General features: G+C 66.3%; 20 protein-coding genes. 11 read left to right on the top strand and 9 right to left on the bottom strand.

Features of this window, described 5'->3' with window-relative positions:
* Positions 1-53 precede the first annotated feature (53 nt).
* Genes AC3A6P_RS32930 through AC3A6P_RS32915 form a run of 4 tightly spaced genes read left to right on the top strand, consistent with a single transcriptional unit; the run spans position 54 to position 4,115 of the window.
* On the top strand, positions 54-1,679 hold the full coding sequence (locus AC3A6P_RS32930; protein WP_487696594.1) for a methylmalonyl-CoA mutase family protein: 1,626 nt from the start codon (positions 54-56) through the stop codon (positions 1,677-1,679).
* Between the two features lie 32 nt (positions 1,680-1,711).
* Positions 1,712-2,110, top strand: a complete 399-nt coding sequence (locus AC3A6P_RS32925; RefSeq protein ID WP_487696593.1) for a cobalamin B12-binding domain-containing protein — start codon at positions 1,712-1,714, stop codon at positions 2,108-2,110.
* A complete protein-coding gene (locus AC3A6P_RS32920; RefSeq protein ID WP_487696592.1) occupies positions 2,107-3,063 on the top strand; it encodes an LLM class F420-dependent oxidoreductase in 957 nt (318 codons plus the stop codon). The genes AC3A6P_RS32925 and AC3A6P_RS32920 overlap by 4 nt, the downstream gene beginning before the upstream one ends.
* Positions 3,060-4,115: a CaiB/BaiF CoA transferase family protein gene (locus AC3A6P_RS32915; protein ID WP_487696591.1), complete on the top strand. Its 1,056-nt coding sequence runs from the start codon at positions 3,060-3,062 to the stop codon at positions 4,113-4,115. The genes AC3A6P_RS32920 and AC3A6P_RS32915 overlap by 4 nt, the downstream gene beginning before the upstream one ends.
* Here AC3A6P_RS32915 and AC3A6P_RS32910 read toward each other — a convergent pair.
* The gene (locus tag AC3A6P_RS32910; protein WP_487696590.1) at positions 4,103-4,429 is read right to left on the bottom strand and encodes a 2Fe-2S iron-sulfur cluster-binding protein; all 327 of its coding nucleotides are present in this window, start codon (positions 4,427-4,429) and stop codon (positions 4,103-4,105) included. The two genes, AC3A6P_RS32915 and AC3A6P_RS32910, sit on opposite strands and share 13 nt — an antisense overlap.
* Before the next feature lie 98 nt (positions 4,430-4,527).
* Between AC3A6P_RS32910 and AC3A6P_RS32905 the strand changes: the two genes are divergently transcribed.
* From AC3A6P_RS32905 to AC3A6P_RS32890, 4 genes are read left to right on the top strand one after another with little or no spacing between them, the layout of a single operon-like run.
* On the top strand, positions 4,528-5,967 hold the full coding sequence (locus tag AC3A6P_RS32905) for a class I adenylate-forming enzyme family protein (RefSeq protein WP_487696589.1): 1,440 nt from the start codon (positions 4,528-4,530) through the stop codon (positions 5,965-5,967).
* On the top strand, positions 5,945-6,847 hold the full coding sequence (locus AC3A6P_RS32900; RefSeq protein ID WP_487696588.1) for an acyl-CoA dehydrogenase family protein: 903 nt from the start codon (positions 5,945-5,947) through the stop codon (positions 6,845-6,847). The genes AC3A6P_RS32905 and AC3A6P_RS32900 overlap by 23 nt, the downstream gene beginning before the upstream one ends.
* Positions 6,834-7,922, top strand: a complete 1,089-nt coding sequence (locus AC3A6P_RS32895) for an acyl-CoA dehydrogenase family protein (RefSeq protein ID WP_487696587.1) — start codon at positions 6,834-6,836, stop codon at positions 7,920-7,922. Before AC3A6P_RS32900 ends, AC3A6P_RS32895 begins: the two co-directional genes overlap by 14 nt.
* The gene (locus AC3A6P_RS32890; protein ID WP_487696586.1) at positions 7,923-8,684 is read left to right on the top strand and encodes an enoyl-CoA hydratase/isomerase family protein; all 762 of its coding nucleotides are present in this window, start codon (positions 7,923-7,925) and stop codon (positions 8,682-8,684) included.
* 51 nt (positions 8,685-8,735) lie between these two features.
* Here AC3A6P_RS32890 and AC3A6P_RS32885 read toward each other — a convergent pair whose 3' ends face one another.
* Positions 8,736-9,500, bottom strand: coding sequence for an SDR family NAD(P)-dependent oxidoreductase (locus AC3A6P_RS32885; protein ID WP_487696585.1), 765 nt, complete (start codon positions 9,498-9,500; stop codon positions 8,736-8,738).
* Positions 9,501-9,615: 115 nt separating this feature from the next.
* Between AC3A6P_RS32885 and meaB the strand changes: the two genes are divergently transcribed.
* On the top strand, positions 9,616-10,515 hold the full coding sequence (meaB, locus tag AC3A6P_RS32880; protein WP_487696659.1) for a methylmalonyl Co-A mutase-associated GTPase MeaB: 900 nt from the start codon (positions 9,616-9,618) through the stop codon (positions 10,513-10,515).
* Positions 10,516-10,534: 19 nt separating this feature from the next.
* Here meaB and AC3A6P_RS32875 read toward each other — a convergent pair whose 3' ends face one another.
* A complete protein-coding gene (locus AC3A6P_RS32875; protein ID WP_487696584.1) occupies positions 10,535-11,188 on the bottom strand; it encodes a TetR/AcrR family transcriptional regulator in 654 nt (217 codons plus the stop codon).
* Positions 11,189-11,378: 190 nt separating this feature from the next.
* Between AC3A6P_RS32875 and AC3A6P_RS32870 the strand changes: the two genes are divergently transcribed.
* Positions 11,379-12,392 carry an acyl-CoA dehydrogenase family protein gene (locus AC3A6P_RS32870; RefSeq protein WP_487696583.1) on the top strand — a complete coding sequence of 338 codons (1,014 nt, stop codon included), beginning with the start codon at positions 11,379-11,381 and terminating at the stop codon, positions 12,390-12,392.
* Positions 12,392-13,567: an acyl-CoA dehydrogenase family protein gene (locus AC3A6P_RS32865; RefSeq protein WP_487696582.1), complete on the top strand. Its 1,176-nt coding sequence runs from the start codon at positions 12,392-12,394 to the stop codon at positions 13,565-13,567. Before AC3A6P_RS32870 ends, AC3A6P_RS32865 begins: the two co-directional genes overlap by 1 nt.
* A gap of 28 nt (positions 13,568-13,595) precedes the next feature.
* Here the strand turns inward: AC3A6P_RS32865 and AC3A6P_RS32860 are convergent, their stop codons facing one another.
* Genes AC3A6P_RS32860 through AC3A6P_RS32835 form a run of 6 tightly spaced genes read right to left on the bottom strand, consistent with a single transcriptional unit; the run spans position 13,596 to position 18,832 of the window.
* Positions 13,596-14,390 carry an acyl-CoA dehydrogenase family protein gene (locus AC3A6P_RS32860; RefSeq protein WP_487696581.1) on the bottom strand — a complete coding sequence of 265 codons (795 nt, stop codon included), beginning with the start codon at positions 14,388-14,390 and terminating at the stop codon, positions 13,596-13,598.
* 6 nt (positions 14,391-14,396) lie between these two features.
* Entirely contained in the window at positions 14,397-15,518 is a 1,122-nt protein-coding gene (locus AC3A6P_RS32855) for an acyl-CoA dehydrogenase family protein (RefSeq protein ID WP_487696580.1), read from the bottom strand.
* Positions 15,515-15,955 (bottom strand): nuclear transport factor 2 family protein, encoded by a 441-nt coding sequence (locus tag AC3A6P_RS32850; protein ID WP_487696579.1) that lies wholly within the window; start codon positions 15,953-15,955, stop codon positions 15,515-15,517. Before AC3A6P_RS32850 ends, AC3A6P_RS32855 begins: the two co-directional genes overlap by 4 nt.
* Positions 15,939-17,159, bottom strand: coding sequence for a metal-dependent hydrolase family protein (locus AC3A6P_RS32845; RefSeq protein WP_487696578.1), 1,221 nt, complete (start codon positions 17,157-17,159; stop codon positions 15,939-15,941). The genes AC3A6P_RS32850 and AC3A6P_RS32845 overlap by 17 nt, the downstream gene beginning before the upstream one ends.
* Before the next feature lies 1 nt (position 17,160).
* The gene (locus tag AC3A6P_RS32840; RefSeq protein ID WP_487696577.1) at positions 17,161-17,490 is read right to left on the bottom strand and encodes a hypothetical protein; all 330 of its coding nucleotides are present in this window, start codon (positions 17,488-17,490) and stop codon (positions 17,161-17,163) included.
* On the bottom strand, positions 17,483-18,832 hold the full coding sequence (locus AC3A6P_RS32835) for an aromatic ring-hydroxylating oxygenase subunit alpha (protein WP_487696576.1): 1,350 nt from the start codon (positions 18,830-18,832) through the stop codon (positions 17,483-17,485). Before AC3A6P_RS32835 ends, AC3A6P_RS32840 begins: the two co-directional genes overlap by 8 nt.
* Positions 18,833-19,266 lie beyond the last annotated feature (434 nt).

Genomic DNA, 19,266 nt, shown 5'->3' with positions numbered 1-19,266 from the left:
CATTGCTCAGCGATGGTATTGGCATTCTCTTTTTTTGCAAGTACGTTATCCGTGTGGATTCACCGCCGAAGAACGGAGCTCAGACGCCCCGGTTCGACTACAGCACCCAGACGTCGTCCGGTATCCCACTCGAGCCGGTCTACGGGCCGGCCGATCGCAGCGCCGCGCACGGCGAACCACCCGCACCGGGGGAGTATCCGTTCACTCGCGGCAACTTCGCGACCGGCTACCGGGGGCGGCTGTGGACGTTTCGGCAGTACTCGGGTTTCGGCACCGCCGAAGAGTCCAACCGGCGCTACCGCTACCTACTGGACCAGGGCGGCACCGGGCTGTCGGTGGCCCTCGATCTTCCGACACAGTGCGGCTACGACTCCGACGATGCCGAATACGGCGAGGAAGTGGGCCGGGTCGGGGTGGCGGTGGACACGCTGGCCGACGCCGAGGTCTTGTTCGACGGCATTCCGCTGGACAAGATCAGCACCAGTTTCACCATCAACGGCACCGCGGCGATCCTGCTGGCCTTCTATGTCGCGGCCGCCGAGAAGAAAGGTGTGCCACGCGAGAAGCTCACCGGCACCATCCAGAACGACATCCTCAAGGAATACGCCTCCCGCGGCACCTGGATCTGGCCACCTGAGCCGTCACTTCGCCTGATCGCCGACACCATCGAATTCTGTGCCGCCGAAGTGCCGCGCTTCAACGCGATCTCGGTGGCGGGCGCGCATTTCCGGGACGCCGGTGCCAGCGCGGTACAGGAGATGGCGTTCACCTTGGCCGACGGTGTGACCTACTGTGACACCGTGGTCGAACGCGGCCGGATGAGTATCGACAAGTTCGCCCCGCAGGTCTCGTTCTTCTTCTACACCCACGGTGACTTCTTCGAAGAGATCGCCAAATACCGTGCGGGGCGCCGCCGATGGGCCACCATCGTGCGGGAACGCTACGGGTCCACCCACGACAAGGCGTCGATGTTCCGCTTCGGCTGCGTCTCCGGCGGTGCCTCGCTGTATGCGCCGCAGGCGCAGAACAACGTCGTCCGGATCGCCTATGAGGCAATGGCATCCGTGCTCGGCGGAGTACAGTCCATGTTCACCGCCGCCTGGGACGAACCGTTTGCGTTGCCCAGTGAGGAGTCAGCCACACTGGCACTGCGCACCCAGCAGATCCTGGCCTACGAGACCGGCGTGACCCGGGTGGCCGACCCGCTCGGTGGTTCCTATTTCGTCGAGGCGCTGACCGACGCCACCGAAGAGAAGATCATCGAGATCATGGCTGATCTCGAGCAACACGGCGGCATGGTGCGCTGCATCGAAGACGGCTACCTGCAGGGCCTGATCGCCGACGAGGCGTACCGCACCCACCAGGACGTCGAGTCCGGGGTGCGGCCGGTGGTCGGGGTCAACAAGTTCGTCTCCGATGAGCCGCCCCCCGATATCGACACCTACGAACTCGATGCCGAAGGTCGTGAGCTGCAGTTGAAACGGCTGGCGCGGGTGAAAGCCGAGCGTGATTCGGCGGCTGTCGCCGCTGCGCTGGCGGCGCTGTCGCGCGCCGCCGAAGGAACCGACAATCTGATGCACACGCTGATCGACTGCGCGAACGCATATTGCACGGTGGGTGAGATGGTCAGTGCGCTCAAGGCGGTCTGGGGCGAGTTCCAGCAACCGGTCGTTTTCTAGGAACGAAGCTTTCTCGGAAGGGGAGTGATCTGGTGGGTGTGCGTGTACTGGTCGCCAAGCCGGGTCTGGACGGCCATGATCGCGGCGCCAAGATAGTTGCGCGAACCCTGCGCGACGCCGGCTTCGAGGTCATCTACACCGGGATCCGTCAGCGTATCGAGGACATCGTGTCCATCGCACTGCAGGAAGACGTTGCGGTGGTGGGCCTTTCGATCCTGTCCGGGGCGCATCTGGCGTTGACCGCACGCACCGTCGAGGCGCTGCGTGCCGCCGATGCCGGCGATATCGCCGTCGTGGTGGGCGGCACCATCCCCGCCGGTGACGTACCGAAGCTGAAAGAGGCGGGCGCGGCGGCGGTGTTCCCCACCGGCACGTCACTGGACACGTTGGTCACCGAGGTGCGTGCGCTGACGGGTGAGGCGGTCAAATGAGACTGGGTGTGATGATCGGGGCCGAGCGCGGCGACATGGCGCGCAAGGTCAACAAGCTGCTCGCCGACATCGAGTGGGCCGAGTCGGCGGGGATGGACACCGCGTGGATGCCACAGGTGCCCAACGACTTCGACGCCCTGACCATGGTGTCGCTGATGGGTGCCCGCAGTACCCGCATCGAGCTCGGCACCGCCGTGGTGCCGTTGCAGGCCCAGCACCCCATCGCCCTTGCCCGGCAGGCCCTTTCGGTGCATGCCGGAACGGGCGGTCGGCTGGCGCTGGGGGTGGGGCCGTCGCACCACTGGATCGTGCGGGACATGCTCGGCCTCCCGTACGACAAGCCGGCCGCCTACACCCGGGACTACCTGCAGGTGCTCAACGCCGCGGTGGCCGGCCCCGGTGACGTCGATGTCGAGAACAACTCGTTCACCGTGCACAACCCCACCGTGCTGGGTGCAGACCAGCCCATGCCGGTCCTGGTGGCCGCGCTGGGGCCCGTCATGCTCCAGATCGCAGGTGAACTGGCCGACGGCACGGTGTTGTGGATGGCCGACGAACGTGCCATCGGTGATCACATCGCCCCGCGGATCACCAGAGCCGCCGAGAGCGCCGGGCGCCCGGCGCCCCGGATCGTCGCGGGTATCCCGGTGTGTCTGTGTGCCAACTCCGAGATCGACGCAGCCAAGGAACGTGCGAATCGTATTCTCGCCGAGGCGGAGACGTCGCCGAACTACCAGAAGTTGTTGGACCGAGGGGACGCCCGCAATGTCGGTGATCTGTGTGCGGCCGGTGACGAAGATGCCATCCTGGCGCGGTTCCAGCAGTTCGCCGACGCCGGCGTGACAGATCTGTCGGTACGGCTGCTGCCGATCGGCGACACCCGGGACGAACTCGTCGCCTCGAAGTACCGCACCCGCGAGGTGATCGCCGAACTGGGGAAGTCCATCCGGTGAGCGCACCGTTGGCCGGCATCAAGATCCTCGAGGTCGGCACCATGCTGGCCGGCCCCTACGCCACCATGATGCTGGCCGACCTGGGTGCCGAGGTCACCAAGATCGAACCCCCCACCGGTGACATCTCCCGGCAGGTTTCCGACAGCTACTTCGCCAGCCTCAACCGCGGTAAACGCAGTGTCTGCCTGGAGCTGGCCACGGACGCGGGACAGCAGCGCCTGGGGGAGCTGGTGGCGGATTCCCATGCGCTGCTGGTGAATCTGAAGCCGTCGGCCATCCACAAACTGGGACTGACCTATGAGGCGCTGCAACGCCACAACCCGGGGATCGTGTGTGTGGCCATCACGGGCTTCGGCCTCTACGGCGGCGATGACCCCGCATTCGACTACATCGTGCAGGCCTCGACGGGGATCGCCGCGCTGACCGGTGATCCGGATGGCCCACCCACGTTGCCGGGTTACTCGTCGGCCGACAACTCCACGGGGTTGACGGCCGCCCTGGGGTTGCTGGCGATGGTCGTGTCCGGGCGCGGCGGGCAGGTTGATGTCTGCCTGCGCGATGTGATGCTCTCGCAACTGAACTATCGTGCCGCGGCCTACCTCAACGACGGGATCCACCCGCAGCGATACCCCCATGGTGCGCACTCCTATTACGTTCCGGCGCAGCTGTTTCCCACCGCCGCCGGATATCTTGCGCTGTTCGTCACGCACGACGGATTCTGGCGGTCCTTCGCCGGAGAGGCGGGTATCGAGGGTTTTGCCACCATGGCCGAACGCGTCGCCCACCGGGACGAGGTGTTGGCGGTGGTGTCCGAGGCCCTGCTGACCGACACCGCGGTCAACTGGGAGGCCCGGTTGCGTCCACTGGGCCTCCCGGCCGCGGCCGTGCGGTCGCTGCCCGAGGCGTTGGACGCACTACCGGAGGTGGTGGTGACGGCGGGGACGCACCGGTTGGTGCGCAGCTCGGTCAACGTCGATGGGTACCAACCGGATTACCGTCCGTACCCACGTCTGGGTGAGCACGATGTCGAGCATGCGGCTCAGCAGTCGTAATCGCACACGACGGGACCTTCGGGGACGGCCTGGCAGGTCAGCACGTAGCCTTCCTCGACCTCGTCGTCGTCCAGGGCGTCGTTGATCCGCATGGTCGCGGTGCCCTCGGTGAGTTTGGCCATGCACGTGCCGCAGTTGCCCGCCTCGCACGAGAACGGTGGTGACATCCCAGCCCGTCGACCGCTTTCCAGCAGCGTTTCGCCCGGGTTGGGGCGGATGGTCGCCGACCTGCCGTCCAGCAGGATCGTGATCGCCCCGGCTTCCTGTGTGTCGGTCGTGGCGTCCGTTTCTGTGGCCGAATTCGTCGAGCTCAACTCCGTCACCCTCCTCGGCTTCCGTTCGGCGTGGTCTGGTATGTGAATTCTACCCCAAAGAGAATATAGTTCTCCGTGAGCGATAGGATCTTCTCACCATGACTTCGACGCAGGCCACGTCTCGCCTTGCCGCGCATGCGGACGATGCCGAGGTGCTTGCCTTCGAGGACAGGCGGATTCGTCGCTCCGAACTCGACGGCCTGGCCGCGCACTTCGCCGCCGCGCTGCACCGACACGGAGTCCGGCCGGGACAGCGCGTGGCGCTCATGTCCTCCAACCGTCCTGAGTTCGTCGTCGCGCTGCGCGCCATCTGGAGGCTCGGCGCGTCCGTGGTCCTGATCAGTCCGGCCTGGAAACGCGCCGAGGTCACCGCCGCACTCGACCTCACCCGGCCCGTCCACGCGGTGGGTGACCAACCGGTGCTGGGCGAGCTGATGCCGATGATCTCTCTCGATGACCCGGTATCGGCGGCGGCCCCGGTGCCCGGCGTCACCCCCGCCCCCGGCGATGAGGCCGTGCTGGTGTTCAGCTCGGGGACCACCGGTCTGCCCAAGGCGGTCCGGCACACCCACGGCGCGTTCGCCGAAGCGGTGCGGCACTGGCGGCGGGCACTGGATCTGAGGCCCACGGACCGCCTGCAGATCGTGACTCCGCCCTCACACATCCTGGGGCTGCTCAACATCGTCACCGTGCTGGACTCCGGTGGCTGGCTGCGATTGCACCGCCGCTTCGACATCGATGCGCTGCTGGCGCACATCGAGTCCGACGGCATCACCATCGAGATGGCCGTGGCGCCCATCGCGCTGGCCATTGCCGCCCATCCGAAGCTGGAAGAGTACGACCTGTCCTCACTGCGTTTCATCATGTGGTGCGCCACCCCGGTGACCGCCAGCGTGGCCGAGGCCGTCACCCGCCGCTGTGGCGCCAACTGGGTGACGGCGTACGGGGCCAGTGAGCTGCCGGTGCTGGCCTGCAACGTCCTGACCGACGCACAGCTGGACACCGTGGGACGGGCCGTCCCCGGGGTGCGGCTGCGCATCGTGTCGCTGGAGACCGGGGAGCCGGTTGCCGCCGGTGAAGTGGGCGAGATTCAGGCGCAATCGGATTCGGTGATGTCGGGCTATCTACCGGATTCCGCGAATGCCGGCGCCTTCGACCACGGTTGGTATCGCACCGGCGACGTCGGCTACCTCGATGCCGAGGGCTGGTTGCGAATCACCGACCGCGCCAAGGAGATGATCAAGGTGCGCGGTTTCCAGGTGGCACCCGCCGAGATCGAGGCGGTGTTGCACGGCCATCCCGCGGTACGCGATTGTGCGGTGTTCGGTGTCGCACATGACGCGCACGGTGAAGCCGTGGTGGCGGCCGTGCAAGGCACCGCCTCAGCCGACGAACTCGCCGCACTGGTGGCCGACCGGCTGGCGTCGTACAAGCGGCTGCACGACGTCGTGTTCGTTCCCGAGATCCCGCGCCTGCCGTCGGGCAAGGTGCTCCGTCGCGTACTGAAGGAGAGGTATGGACGTACGTCTGACCAGTGAACAGCAACAGCTGCGTGATGCGGCCGCGAAACTGGCCGACGATCTCGGTCCCCATTCGGTGGCCGACCTCGCTGACCAGAGCCGAATCGCCCGACTGGACAAGCAGATCGCGGCGACGGGGTGGCGGTCACTGCGCACCGACGAAGCCTCCGGCGTCGAGGTGGCCATCGTCGCCGAGGAGTTCGGCCGGGGTTTGGTGGACGCGCCCTTCCTGGGGCCGGTGCTGGCCGATGACCTGCTGCGCCGGCTCGGCCTGGAAGCCGGCACCGATACCGTTGCTCACAACCGCATTGCCGCCGACGCCCGCGGGCACACCCACTCGCTGTCACTGCGCGGCACCGTCGTGCTGCGTGGCGAAATCGATGGCCACACCGTGGATGTCGACCTGACCCGGGTCGGCGCCGGCGCAGGCACCCTCACCGTTGTCGGTGAAGTCACCGAGGACGACGCCGCGCGCTGTCAGGCCCTGGCCGTCGCCACCACGGCCGCCGATCTGGTGGGCGTCTCCCGCGGGGCCCTGGCACTGGCCAACGACTACGCGAAAATCCGTGAGCAGTACGGTAATTCGATCGGCTCGTACCAGGCCGTCGCGCATCTGCTGGCCGAGAGCCTGGCGCTGACCGAGGGTGCGGTGAGCATCATGCGCTACGCCGCGTGGGCCGTCGACGAGCTGCCAGCCGCCGAGGCCCTGCGCGCGGCGCGGATGGCCAAGGTCTACTGCGCGCGCACCGCCCGCACCGTATGTGAGACCTCCATCCAGGTGCACGGCGGGATCGGCAACACCTGGGAATGCCTGGCGCACGTCTTCCTGCGGCGTGCCCTCGTCTCGACCGAACTGTGGCCCGTCAAGCTGGAGGAGATCGATCTTGGACTTTCGTGATTCACCCGACGAGGCCGCATTCCGGGACCGACTGCGCGCATGGCTTGCCCTGCACGCGAAAGACTTCCCGACCTCCGGTGACGAGTACTGGGCCAACGCGGGGAAGTGGCACCGCGCCCTGTACGAGGGGGGATTTTTCGGACTGTCGTGGCCCAAGGAGTACGGCGGGCAGGAGTTGCCGCCGGTGTATGACGTCATCCTCGATGAGGAGCTGACCCGCGCGGGCGCACCGGCGCGGCCCAGCCTGGGGTATCTGGTGGTCGGCCTGGGCCGGCACGGCAGCAGGGAGCTGCAGCAGCGGTTTTTGCCCGGCATGATCAACGGCACCGAACGGTGGTGCCAGGGTTTCAGTGAGCCCGGTGCCGGCTCGGACCTGGCGTCGTTGACCACCACGGCCACCCGGGATGGTGACAACTACATCATTCATGGCCACAAGATCTGGACCAGCTACTCCGACGAGGCCGACTGGTGTCTGCTGCTGGCCCGCACCGACCCGGAGGCCAAACGCCACCGCGGCATCTCGGCGTTCATCATCTCCATGCACCAGGACGGCATCGAACAGCGGCCGCTGAAGATGATCAGTGGCGTCACCAAGGAGTTCGGGCAGGTGTCGTTCGACGGCGCGGTGGTGCCGGCCGATCAGATGGTGGGCGCTCCCGGCGAGGGCTGGCCGTTGGCGATGACGGTGGTCGGCCACGAACGCGAGCCCTCCACGCTGGGCTTCGCCGCGCGTTACGGCAAGACCGTACGTGATTTGGTCAGACGCTCGGATGGCGAGGTGCCCGCGGAATTGGCATGGGCCGCAGTCGAAACCGAGATGCTCACCCGTCACGTGCAACGTCGGCTGTCCGAACAACTCGACGGGGTGGTGCACGGTTCCGACGGGTCCATCGACAAGCTGTTGATGACGTGGGCCGAGCAGTCGGTTGGCCATGCCGTGCTGGCGGTGACGGGCACTCGTGACGATGACCTGCTGGGTGCGTACCTCTACAGCCGCGCCCAGAGCGTCATGGGCGGCACCTCGCAGATCCAGAAGAACATCATCGCGGCACGCATTTTGGGACAAGGAGTCTAGATGTACGGAATGCCCGACGAGATCCAGGTGACCGCCGACGGACCGCTGCGGATCATCACGCTCAACCGGCCCGACGAACTCAATGCCGTCAACGATGCCCTGCATGTCGGCTTGGCGAGGATCTGGGAGGAGCTCAACGAGGACACCGAGGCGCGTGCGGCCGTCATCACCGGTGCGGGACGGGCGTTTTCGGCCGGCGGTGACTTCAACTACCTCGACGAGCTACGCGGTGACGAGGCGTTGCGCACCAAGACGATCAAACACGGTCGCGACCTGGTGATCGGCATGGTGCGCTGCCGCATCCCTGTGATCGCCGCCGTCAACGGCCCGGCCGTCGGATTGGGCTGCAGCCTGGCCGCGTTGAGCGATATCGTCTACATCGCCGAGAATGCGTTCTTCTCCGACCCGCACGTCCAGATCGGGCTGGTGGCCGCCGACGGTGGGCCACTGGTGTGGCCGTCGCAGATCTCGCTGTTGCAGGCCAAGGAGTTTGCGCTCACGGGTGTGCGCATCAAGGCGGCACGGGCCGTCGAGCTGGGCCTGGCCAATCACGTGGTCGCCGACCCGCTGGCAGCGGCGATCGCATGCGCGGAGAAGATTCTCGAACTGCCGCAGCAGGCGGTGGAAAGCACCAAGCGCCTGATGAACATCCAGCTGGAGAAGTCGGTGTTGGCGTCGCTGGATTACGCCAACCTCGCCGAGTACGTGTCGTTCGGGACCGCCGACTTCAACAAGATCGTCGACGGCCTGATCTCCAAGTGATTTCGGCGCGCTGGTAACCGCTCAGCGGTTACCAGCGCGCCCAAATCGCAACTATTTCGGTGGGAAGCGCAGGGCGCCGTCGAGGCGGATGACCTCGCCGTTGAGGTAGTCGTTCTCGATGATGGACGCGGCGAGTTGGCCGTATTCGAGCGAGCGGCCCATCCGTTTGGGGAAGGGGATCTGCGAGCTCCAGTAGGCCTCGAGCTGGTCGGCGGCCTGGCCGTACGCCGGGGTGTTGATGGTGCCCGGAGCGATGGTGACGACGCGAATGCCCAACGGCGACAAGTCCCGTGCGGCCACCAGCGTCATCCCGATGACGCCACCCTTGGCGGCCGAGTAGGGCACCTGGCCGATCTGGCCCTCGTAGCCGGCGATGGAGGCGGTGTTGATGACGACGCCGCGCTGACCTTCCTCCAGCGGCTCCTGCTTGGCGATGGCCGCCGCCGAGAGCCGCAGCACGTTGAACACCGCGGTGAGGTAGAACTCGATGGTGGTCTTGAAGCCCTCGAGGCTCAGCGGGCTGCCGTCCTTGCCGACCAATCGGCCACCGCTGGCCGGACCGCCGTGAGTGTCCACCGAGATACGCAGCGGGCCAAGCGATTCCGCTTCGGCCAGGGCGGCCTGCACGCTCTCCTCGCTGGTCGCGTCGGTGCGGACATAGCGCACGCCGAGTTCGGATTCCAGCGCGTTGCCTTTGTCGTCGGCCATGTCGGCGACGACGACCTTGGCCCCGGCGCCGTGCAGTCGACGCACGGTGGCCTCGCCGAGCCCGCCTGCCCCGCCGACGACGATCGCGGACGCCCCACTGATCTGCATACTGCTCCCCTTCTTGCAATTACTACTCTCGTTGAACGAGAATACTATTCTCGCAGTGAGGTGCGTGCGAGGGTGGCGATCCAGTTCGGAAAGGCGATGAACCGATTCGATGACCATGAACATCGCCGAACTGGTGGAAGCGGCGCGTGGCGGTTCCATCCGGGCCGCAGGGCGCCTGCTGAGCCTTGTCGAGAGCGAGCGCCGCGACGAACTGCTGCCCTTGCTGGCCGGCGCGCCTGCGCACGTCGTCGGCATCACCGGGCCTCCGGGTGCGGGTAAGTCCACGACGGTCGCCGTCCTGGTGGGTGCCTACCGACGCCGTGGCCTGAGGGTGGCCGTCCTGGCGGTGGACCCGTCATCGCCGTACAGCGGTGGGGCGCTGCTGGGGGACCGGATCCGAATGGCCGCGCACATCAACGACTCCGGGGTGCTGATCCGGTCGATCGCCACCCGCGGCCACCTGGGTGGTCTGGCCGCCGCAGTGCCCGCCGCCATCCGGCTGCTGTCCACGCTGGCCTATGACCTGATCCTGATCGAGACGGTGGGTGTCGGGCAGTCGGAGATCGAGATCGCCGCCGTCGCCGACCCGACGGTCGTCATCCTCAATCCCGGGGCGGGCGACGCCATCCAGGCCGCCAAGGCGGGGCTGCTCGAGGTGGCCGATCTGGTGGTGATCAACAAAGCCGATCGCGAGGGTGCCGACCAGACGATGCGGGATCTGCACGCCGAGACCAGCGCGCCGATCCTGAAGCTGATCGCCGCCCACGGGGAGGGGGTCGACGACTTGGTCGAGGCCATCGACGCCCATCGCCGGTCGGATTCGCCCGAGCGACGGCGGGCAAGGGCGCGGGCGCAGATCCTGTCGCTGGCGCAAACCCGGCTCCATCACCACCCCGACCTGGAGCGGTTGGCGGCTGATGTTGCCGAGGGCACCAGCGATCCCTACCAGGCGGCGGTGTCCCTCCTGGCCGAGCATGAGATCGCCGGCCACCCTCGACGTGAGAGCGGCTCTTGATTACAGAGAATCGAATTCTCTAGTCGGCGGCGAAGCCTTGGGCGCAGAAGTTCCACACTTCTTCGGAGGTGATGGGATGCGCGATGTCGTCGTCGGCCGGCGCGCTGGACTGTGCGGTGAACATCACCGTCTGCATCGTCATCGCGGCCATCCGCTTGGGGTTCACACCGGCGCGCAGGACTCCGGCTTCGGCGGCGGCGTCCATCAGTTCCGTGAACAGCTGGATCACCGGCGCGTGGGCCACCCGCACCTCGGTGGGGTGGGAGATGAGCAACTGGGGAGCGAAGTCGGTGAACAGCGGCCGCTTGGCGGTGGGGTCCGGCCGAGAAAGCTCGAACAGCAACTCAATTGCGACTTTCAACCGGTCCAACGGATCGGACTGCCCGGTGGTAGCGGCGCGGATCTGATCGGCGGCGCGGCTCAGCGCATCCTCGAACAATGCCAGCAGCAGCTCGTGCTTGCCGTCGAACTGGAGGTAGAAACTGCGCAGTGACTGACGCGAGCGGTCGACGACTTCTTGCACCGTGAAGTCGGTGCTCCCCTTCTCGGTGATGATCGCCTGAGCGGCATCCAAGAAGCGCTGCACTCGTTGGGCGGCACGGAGCTTGGCGGTCTTGATCGACCGCTCGACCGCGCGCTGCTTCCATGCGGGTTCCTCGCTGGGGCTGCTCACCGGATCACCGAGCCGTGCCGGGTCGGAAGGCCCGCATGAAGAGAGACATGGAAGAACTGTACCGGAGAACAGAGTGACATTGGGTCTCCAGGCCCCCACCTGTCGATGATTCTTGAGATCAATCCTTCCGCAAGTAGAGAATGGTATTCTCCGTCAGCGGGAGATCACTCTGGAATTGTGAGGTGGACGGATGCTGTTGGAGCTCGATTCCGACCAGCGCTTGTGGCGTGACACCGCCCGCGAAGCCTTGGCCAAACAGTGCCCGGCATCGCTGGTTCGGAAGGTCGCCGAAGCGGACAGCGACGACGCGGGCACCGAGACCGGTCAGCTCTGGCGAAGTTACATCGACCAGGGGTGGACCGAACTCACCGACGCCACCGAGATGGTGGAGTTGGGCCTGCTCGTCGAGGAACTCGGCCGCGCCACCGATCCCACCCCGTATCTGGCGACACTGACACAGTTCACGCCCCTGGTGCCCGAACTCGCCGATCCCACCGCCTCGGGGGCGGCCGTGTTCAGCGGTGTCAGCGCGGCTCGCTCCGGTGAAGGCTGGGTGCTCGACGGCACCGCACGCCACGTACTCGACGGTGACCGGGCCGACCGGCTCGCGGTGGTGACACCGGCGGGGGTGTTCGTCGTCACGGCCGATCAGGTGAGGGCACGCCGCGTTCCGGTGTTCGATCCGGTGTTGCACGTCAGTGAAGTCACGTTCGACGGGGTACGGGTCGGGCACGGTGAGCGCGTGGCCTCCGATCCGGACCGCGCCCGTCACGTCGCCCTGACGGGGCTGGCGCTGACGATGGTCGGGGCCTGCCAGCGTGTCCTGGATCTGGTGCTCGATCATGTGCGCAGCCGTCAGCAGTTCGGCGTGGCCATCGGCTCGTTCCAGGCCGTCCAGCACAAGGCCGCCGATATGCACGTCGCTGTCGAACGGGCCCGCGCACTGTCCTATTTCGCCGCGCTGACCATCGCCGCCGACGACCCGCGCCGCGCCCTGGCCGCCGCCATGGCGAAGGCGTCCGCCGGTGAGTGCCAGTCGCTGGTGTTCCGGCACGGTGTACAGCTGTTCGGCGCAATGGGTTTCACGTGGGAGAACGATGTGCAGTTCGCGCTGAAGCGAGCCAAGGCCGGCGAGCTGCTGCTCGGCGGTGCCGCCGAACACCGCGCCCGCATCACCGAACTGACCCTGGCGGGGAGGGTCTGATGCAGCTGAGCTTCGACGCCGAGGTCGAAGCGTTCCGGGCAGAGTTCGTCGCGTTCCTCGATGAGCATCTTCCCGACGCTGCCGAGACCACACAGCGGTCGCACTCCAGTGCCGACATCCCGGAGTGGGCACGTCGCTGGCAGCGCACCCAGTTCGACCACGGCTGGCTGTTGCCCGGTAACCCGCCGGAGTTCGGCGGGCGCAACGCCTCGATCCTGCAGCAGTACGTACACCTCGAGGAACTGTCGCGGCGCCGGATCTACCACAGCTTCAACCCGCAGGGCCTCGGCATCATCGCGGCCTCACTGCTGTCGTTCGGCACCGACGAGCAGAAGCACCGGTGGGCGGTGCCGATCCTGCGCGCCGAAATCACTGCGGCCCTTGGCATGAGCGAACCCGGCGCCGGCTCCGATCTGGCGTCACTGCGCACGTCCGCGGTGCGCGACGGCGACCACTTCGTGGTCAATGGCCAGAAGGTGTGGACCTCGGGCGCCCACCACGCGGACGTGCTGTTGACGTTCGTGCGCACCGACCCCGACGCTCCCAAACACAAGGGCATCAGTGTGCTGTTGATCCCCACTGACACCGAAGGGGTGACCCGGCGGCCGTTCGCCTCGTGGTGCGACCGCGACGACCTGGACTTCAACGAGGTCTTCTTCAGCGACGCCAGGGTGCCGGCGGAGAACCTCGTCGGCCCGCTCGACGGCGGTTGGGGAGTGGCCAACGGCTCGCTCGGGCACGAGCGGACGTTGTTGTGGCTCAGCTTCGCAGACCGGCTCGACGGTCTGGTCGCCGATTTCACGCCGCAGAGTGTGCTGGACCGCGACCATTACGCAAAACTGGTGATGGACGTGCAGGCGCTGCGGCTACTGGGCTCGGCGGCGCTGGCCCGGGAAGCCCGCGGCGAACAGGATGTGGCGTCGCTGTCGGTGCTGAAACTGCTTGGCTCCGAGGCCATTCAAGAGGCTGCCGAGCATGCTCTCGATGCCGCGGGTCCGGACGGGCTGGCACACCCGTCGCGGACATCTCCGTTCACCCCGTACAACGAGGACAGTGAAGGGGTGGGTTGGTTCGAGCGCTACCAGCGCAGCTTCGCCGGCACCATCGCAGGCGGTACCTCGGAGATCCAGCGTTCCATCATCGCCGGCCGGGTACTGGGACTACCGCGCAGCTGATGACCCGCCCACGCGAGTGGGCGGTTTATCAGAGGTGCGCCAGACGCGGCGTCGAACCGCGCGCCCGCAGGCCGGCTCCGGCCTTGCGGGTGAGTTCGCGTGAGCTGCCCAGCAATCCGTCGAGCACCAGCACCCGCTTGACGTGGTGCTGCACCTGGTGTTCCTCGGTGAACCCGATACCGCCCAGGACCTGCTGGCAGTGTTTGGCCGCGGTCAGTGCGGCCTTGCCCGCGGCGGCCTTGGCCAGCAGTGCGGTCAGGTCGGGGTTGTCCGCCCCCGGAAGGGTCAGGGTCGCCTCGGCGCCTTCGATGGCGACCAGCGTCTCGGCCAGCCGGTGCCGGACCGCCTGGAACGACGCGATCGGCTTGCCGAACTGCACACGGTCCAGCGCGTGTTGGCGGGCCAGCGCCAACATCGCTTTCGAGGCGCCGATCAGCCACCAGCTGACGGCCAGGCGTGCCTCGGCCACCCGGATGGGGTAGCCCTCGTCTTCGCGGCGCAGCGGTAGCCCGCCGAGTGTGCTGCTGGCACCGTCGGTGCGGTCCCACACCACCCAGGTGTTACCGGCGTAGGGGATCGGCAGCTCCAAGGTCCCGCCGATCTCGTTACCCGTCGCATGCAGTACCACGTCGACGAGAACCGAGGCATGCGAACCGGTTTCACCCAGCAGCCGGAACACCAGCGGTACCGCCAACCCGGGCATGTCGCGCAGCATGTCGGCCCAGCCGAGTTCCGTCAGCGCGGCGTCCAGCTCGGCGCCGGAGGCCGACAACATGGTCTTACGCAATGCGGTTTCGAGCATCTGCAGTGATTCGTGGTCCACTGTCGCTCACTCCTTACCGAGGTCGAGCAGCCGGCGGGCGATGATGTTGCGCTGTACCTCTGCGGTGCCGCCGTAGATGGTGGCCGCCCGCGAGTACAGGTATTCGGTACGCCACTCGGTATCGTCGAGTTCGATCACACCCGGCAGGAGATCGCGGGCCGTGTCGTACAGCCGTTGTTCGGCGCCGGCCAGCAGTACCTTGTCGATCGAGGTGTCCGGCCCCAGCTTGTGGCCCTCGGCCAGCCGGTGCTGGGTGGCACGCGACCGGCAGCGCAGCGTGTGCAACGCCAGATACACCTCACCGATATCCGAGTCGGCCGCCTGGCCAACACTTTTCACGTCCTTGATCAGGGCATCGAACCGCGAGTACAGGTAGGCGATGCGCTGCCAGAAGCAGGTCGAGCGCTCATACGGCAGCAGGTCCATGGCCAGCTGCCAGCCGTCGCCCGGCTTGCCGAGCATGCGGCCGGCATCCACGGTGACGTCATCGAAGTACACCTCGCAGAACTCGTCCACACCGTGCATGGTCCGCAGTGGGCGCACGGTGATACCCGGGGTGTCCAGGTCGACGAAGAACGCGGTGATGGCTTGGTGGTTCGGGGTGTCGGCATCGCCGGTGCGCGTGAGCAGGATGCACCGGTGCGAGTACTGGGCGAAGCTGGTCCACACCTTCTGGCCGTTGATCGTCCATCGATCACCGTCGCGCACGGCGCGCGTGGTCAGCGAGGCCAGGTCGCTGCCCGACCCTGGCTCGGAAAACCCTTGGCACCACTGCTCTTCGCCGCGCAGCAGCTTCGGCACCATCTCGGCGGCCAGCTCCGGGGTGGCGTAGTCGATCATGGTGGGTGCCAGGACCTCGAGCATCGAGTAGGGCCCGGGCTCGGCCAGTCGCCGGCCCACCACCTCTTCGCCCACGATGGCGCGCAGGATCGCCGGGCCACCGAGGCCGCCGGCGTGCTCGGGCCAGCCGTAGCGGCTCCACCCGGCGTCGTACAGCGCCCGCTGCACCCGCGCGAACTGACGGATGTGGCCCTGCAGAGTGTGGTCGTCGCCGGGAGTCAGGTCGTTCTCGGAGAGCCAGGCCGTCAGGGCGGTCCGGAATGCCGCGGGTTCGAACAGGTCCGTCATGCGCTGGGCCGCCCGATCGCATGCGGGCGCCCGGAATCGTGCTCGCCACTGCGCCGGATGAAGGTCATGGCCCGGGTTTTCAGCCGCCATCCGGCATCGGTACGCAGATAGGTGTCACGGTAGTAGCCGATGCGCATGTCATGCGCGGAGTGCTCGATGAAGCACAGCGTCTGCGTACCGGAGGCCGTGTCCTCGGATTCGAATTCGACCAGCGGTGTCCCTGTCATGAACAGGCCCTTGGGTGCCGCATCCACGAGTACCGGAAAACGTTCCAGCGCATAGGTTTCGCCGAACGCACTGTAGGTTCCGTCGGGGGTGAACACCGAGACCAGCCCCTCGATGTCGCCTTGGGTGATGGTGACCGCGTATTTTGCGAGCAGTTGCTGGATCGCGACGAGATCATCAGTGCGCGGTGCTGAATCATGGTGTGGAGTCATGTCGGTAGACCTTGCCCCCTTTCATGACAAAACTTACGTTCTTTGTAACGGTGATGTCCAGTAGGGGGTCACCGGGCACCGCGATGACGTCGGCCAGATACCCCTCGGCGAGGCGGCCCAGGTCCGGTCTGTTGATCAGATCCGCGGCCACCACCGTGGCCGCCCGCAGCACCGCCGCCGGCGGCATGCCCCAGTCGACCAGGGTCACCAGTTCGTCGGCGTTCTTGCCGTGTGGGATGGCCGGGGCATCGGTGCCCACGGCGATCTTCACCCCGGCTTCATAGGCCGCCTTGATGGACGTGCGGGCCTTGGGGAACATCTCGGCGGCCTTGGCCTGCAGTTCCGGCGGCGCCTTCGACACGTCCATGTATTCGGCCAGCCGGCGGGTGGTCACCAGGAACCGGTCGTTGTCGACGAGCATCTGGATGGCCTCGTCGTCCATCAGGAAACCGTGTTCGATGCAGTCGATCCCGCAGGCCACCGCGTGTTTGACGGCCTCGGCGCCGTGGGTGTGTGCGGCCACCCGCAGCCCACGCCGGTGCGCCTCGTCGACGATGACACGCAGTTCCTCATCCGAATAGTGTTGCGCGCCGGCTTCTCCCGTGAGCGACATGACCCCGCCGGAACAGCACACCTTGATCAGCTGCGCGCCGTGCTTGATCTGGTAGCGGACGGCTTTGCGGATCTCGTCGTTGCCGTTGGCGATACCCTCCTCGACGGTCAGCTCGAGCACCCCGGGCATGAACGCGGCGAACATGGTCGGGTCGAGATGGCCGCCGGTGGGGGTGATGGCATGCCCCGCGGGGATCACCCGCGGACCTTCGATCCACCCGGCGTCGATCGCCTTGCCCAGCGCCACGTCCAGCAGATAGCCGCCGGTCTTGACGAACAATCCGAGGTTGCGGACAGTGGTGAACCCGGCCCGCAGCGTGCGGCGGGCATTGCCCACCGCACGCAGTACCCGGGTCGGGGGATCGTCCTGGACCTGGGACAGGCCGGGGTTCTCACCCCGGCCACCCATCAACAGGTTGACCTCCATGTCCATCAGGCCGGGAAGCAGGATGACGTCGCCGAGATCGAGGACCTGCCCGCGCGATTCGCCTCCGACGCCGACGATCCTGTCCTCGTCGATGTGCAGCACTCCGGGCCGGATGATCTCGCCGGCGTCGACGTCGAGCAGACCTGCGGCGCGCAGTGTCAGCACGTCAGACCACCGGCTCCTTGACCAGCTGGATGTACGCCGCGCCGCTGTCGAGGACTCGGGGTTGCTTCCAGACCTCGACCGGGAAACTCACCATGACGATCGACTGCCCAAGGTGCACCAGGGCTTTGGCGTCCTCGGGCATGCCCTTGAGGGGGAAGCGCGCGTCGACGTAGACCATGATGTCCTCGAGTCGCGCCATGCCGGCGTCGTAGAGTTCCTGCATCTCCTCCATCGACGACGCCAGTCGCTTGCTGTACCGCTCTTCCTCGGTGGGCAGGCACCAGTCGGAGAAGCGCTCCAGATCGGCGAATTCCTCTGGCAGCTTAGACATGTGCAGCATCCTTTTCGGTGGCCTTGTCGCTTGCAGCGGCATGTTTGCCGTTCGACGATCCGCTCCCGTTGGCGAGAGACTCCTTGTACCGGTCCACGTACTTGTGAGCGGTGTGGTGCAGGTGGCGCAGCAGGATCTCCTGGTCGCACAGCGGGAAGTCGAGTACCGCGCGGGTGCCGATCTGCGTCTGTGTGGCTTCCAGCGTGTTGGCGTCCTGGAACGCGTATTCCTTGAACGTCACCGCGGCCAACTCCTGGGAGAGCCGTTCACGCAGGTTCTTCGGCGGCACGAAGTACAGGTCCGCCTCGAAGATATGGGTGTCGACACCGGTGGGCCAGTAGTTGTAGGTCAGATACCAGCCCGGCACCCAGAACAGCAGGGTGAAGTTCGGGAAGAACTCGAAAGAGTCCTGGCCCCAGGTTTTGTGACGGCCCGGGTTGATGGCCGGCGGCAACTCGTCGGGCAGGATGCCCTTGATGTCCGGGCGGTCCCACGGTCCGAACAGGCCGCTGTGCAGGATGCGCTCGATGGGCTTGACCATGTTCAGGTCCTTGGGCGGGCTCATGCCACCCCAGGACGAGATCATCGAGTGATCGCCCTTGATGTCGTAGTGCAGGGCCTCGAAGCCGAACTTGGCCAGCTTCTCGGCCTCCTCCTTTTCCGCCTGCTTCATGTGCAGGATCGGTGCGTGGTAGAACTCGACGAAGGCGTCGATGAACAGCTTCCAGTTCGACTTGATCTCCGAGCGGTAGCTGTAGTGCTCGGTCATCTCATGGAACGGGTAACCCTTGAGGCCTTGGCCGAACTCGCCGAGGTATTCCTCGAGCGAGACCGCGTCGTCGTCGAAGTTGACGAAGATGAAGCCTTCCCAGACCTCGCAGCGCACCGGCTTGAGCGGGTAGTCGGCCTTGTCGAGGTCGAAGAATTCCTGCTCCTGCTGGACGAACGTCAGGTCGCCCTTGAGGTCGTAGCGCCACGCGTGGTACTTGCAGACGAACTGGCGGCAGCTGCCCGAGGTCTCCTCACCGGGGTAGTCGTTCCACACCAGCTTGTTACCGCGATGGCGGCACAGGTTGTAGAACGCGCGGATCTGGTCGCCGTCATTGACGATGATGATCGACACCCCGGGGCCGACCGACGGAAGCTCGCGGGTGATGTAGCGGCCCTTCTTGGGAACCAGTTCGATGCGGCCCATCTGCAGCCAGGTCTTGCGGAAAATGGCCTGCTGCTCCAACTTCCAGTGCTCGGGATCGATCGAGTCCTCGTAGTTCACCGGCGCGGTGCCGAGTTCGGGCCAGTTCTCGGTCCAGCTGCCCACCGCGGGCTTCGGGAAAAACGCCACTTGTCTACCTCTCCTCTAACGAGTCGTTCGTGCCGGGCCGGATGCCGAGCGGCCGCACCGGGAGGAGGCACGTCAAGACCGCGGCGACGTTCATGTCCTGACTCCTCTCGGTTGTGAGAATCATATTCTCATATCGGGATAACAGATTTCCACGAAGTCGCCGATTGGTCAACGCCTGGCATCGCCGCCGCTCCGGGGTGTCGCTCCGGCCGCGCCGGCTTTGTGCAGGTGGCGGGGCCGAGACGGGGTGCGGGCCGGTTGTCCGCGTGTTGATTCTCTCAGGATGAGAAGCTAGTTTCCTAGTTCAGAGAACCCTTGAGCCAATCGGACCCGAGGCAGCCCAGACGAAGGGATGTGTGTCGTGCACAAGGATGAGATGGTCTTGATTTCGGTGGATGATCACATCATCGAGCCGCCGGATATGTTCAAAGGGC

It is taken from the genome of Mycobacterium sp. Soil_C_30, from assembly GCF_057656995.1.
Note: the sequence above shows the minus strand (reverse complement) of the source record. Positions and strands in the feature narration are given on the sequence as shown.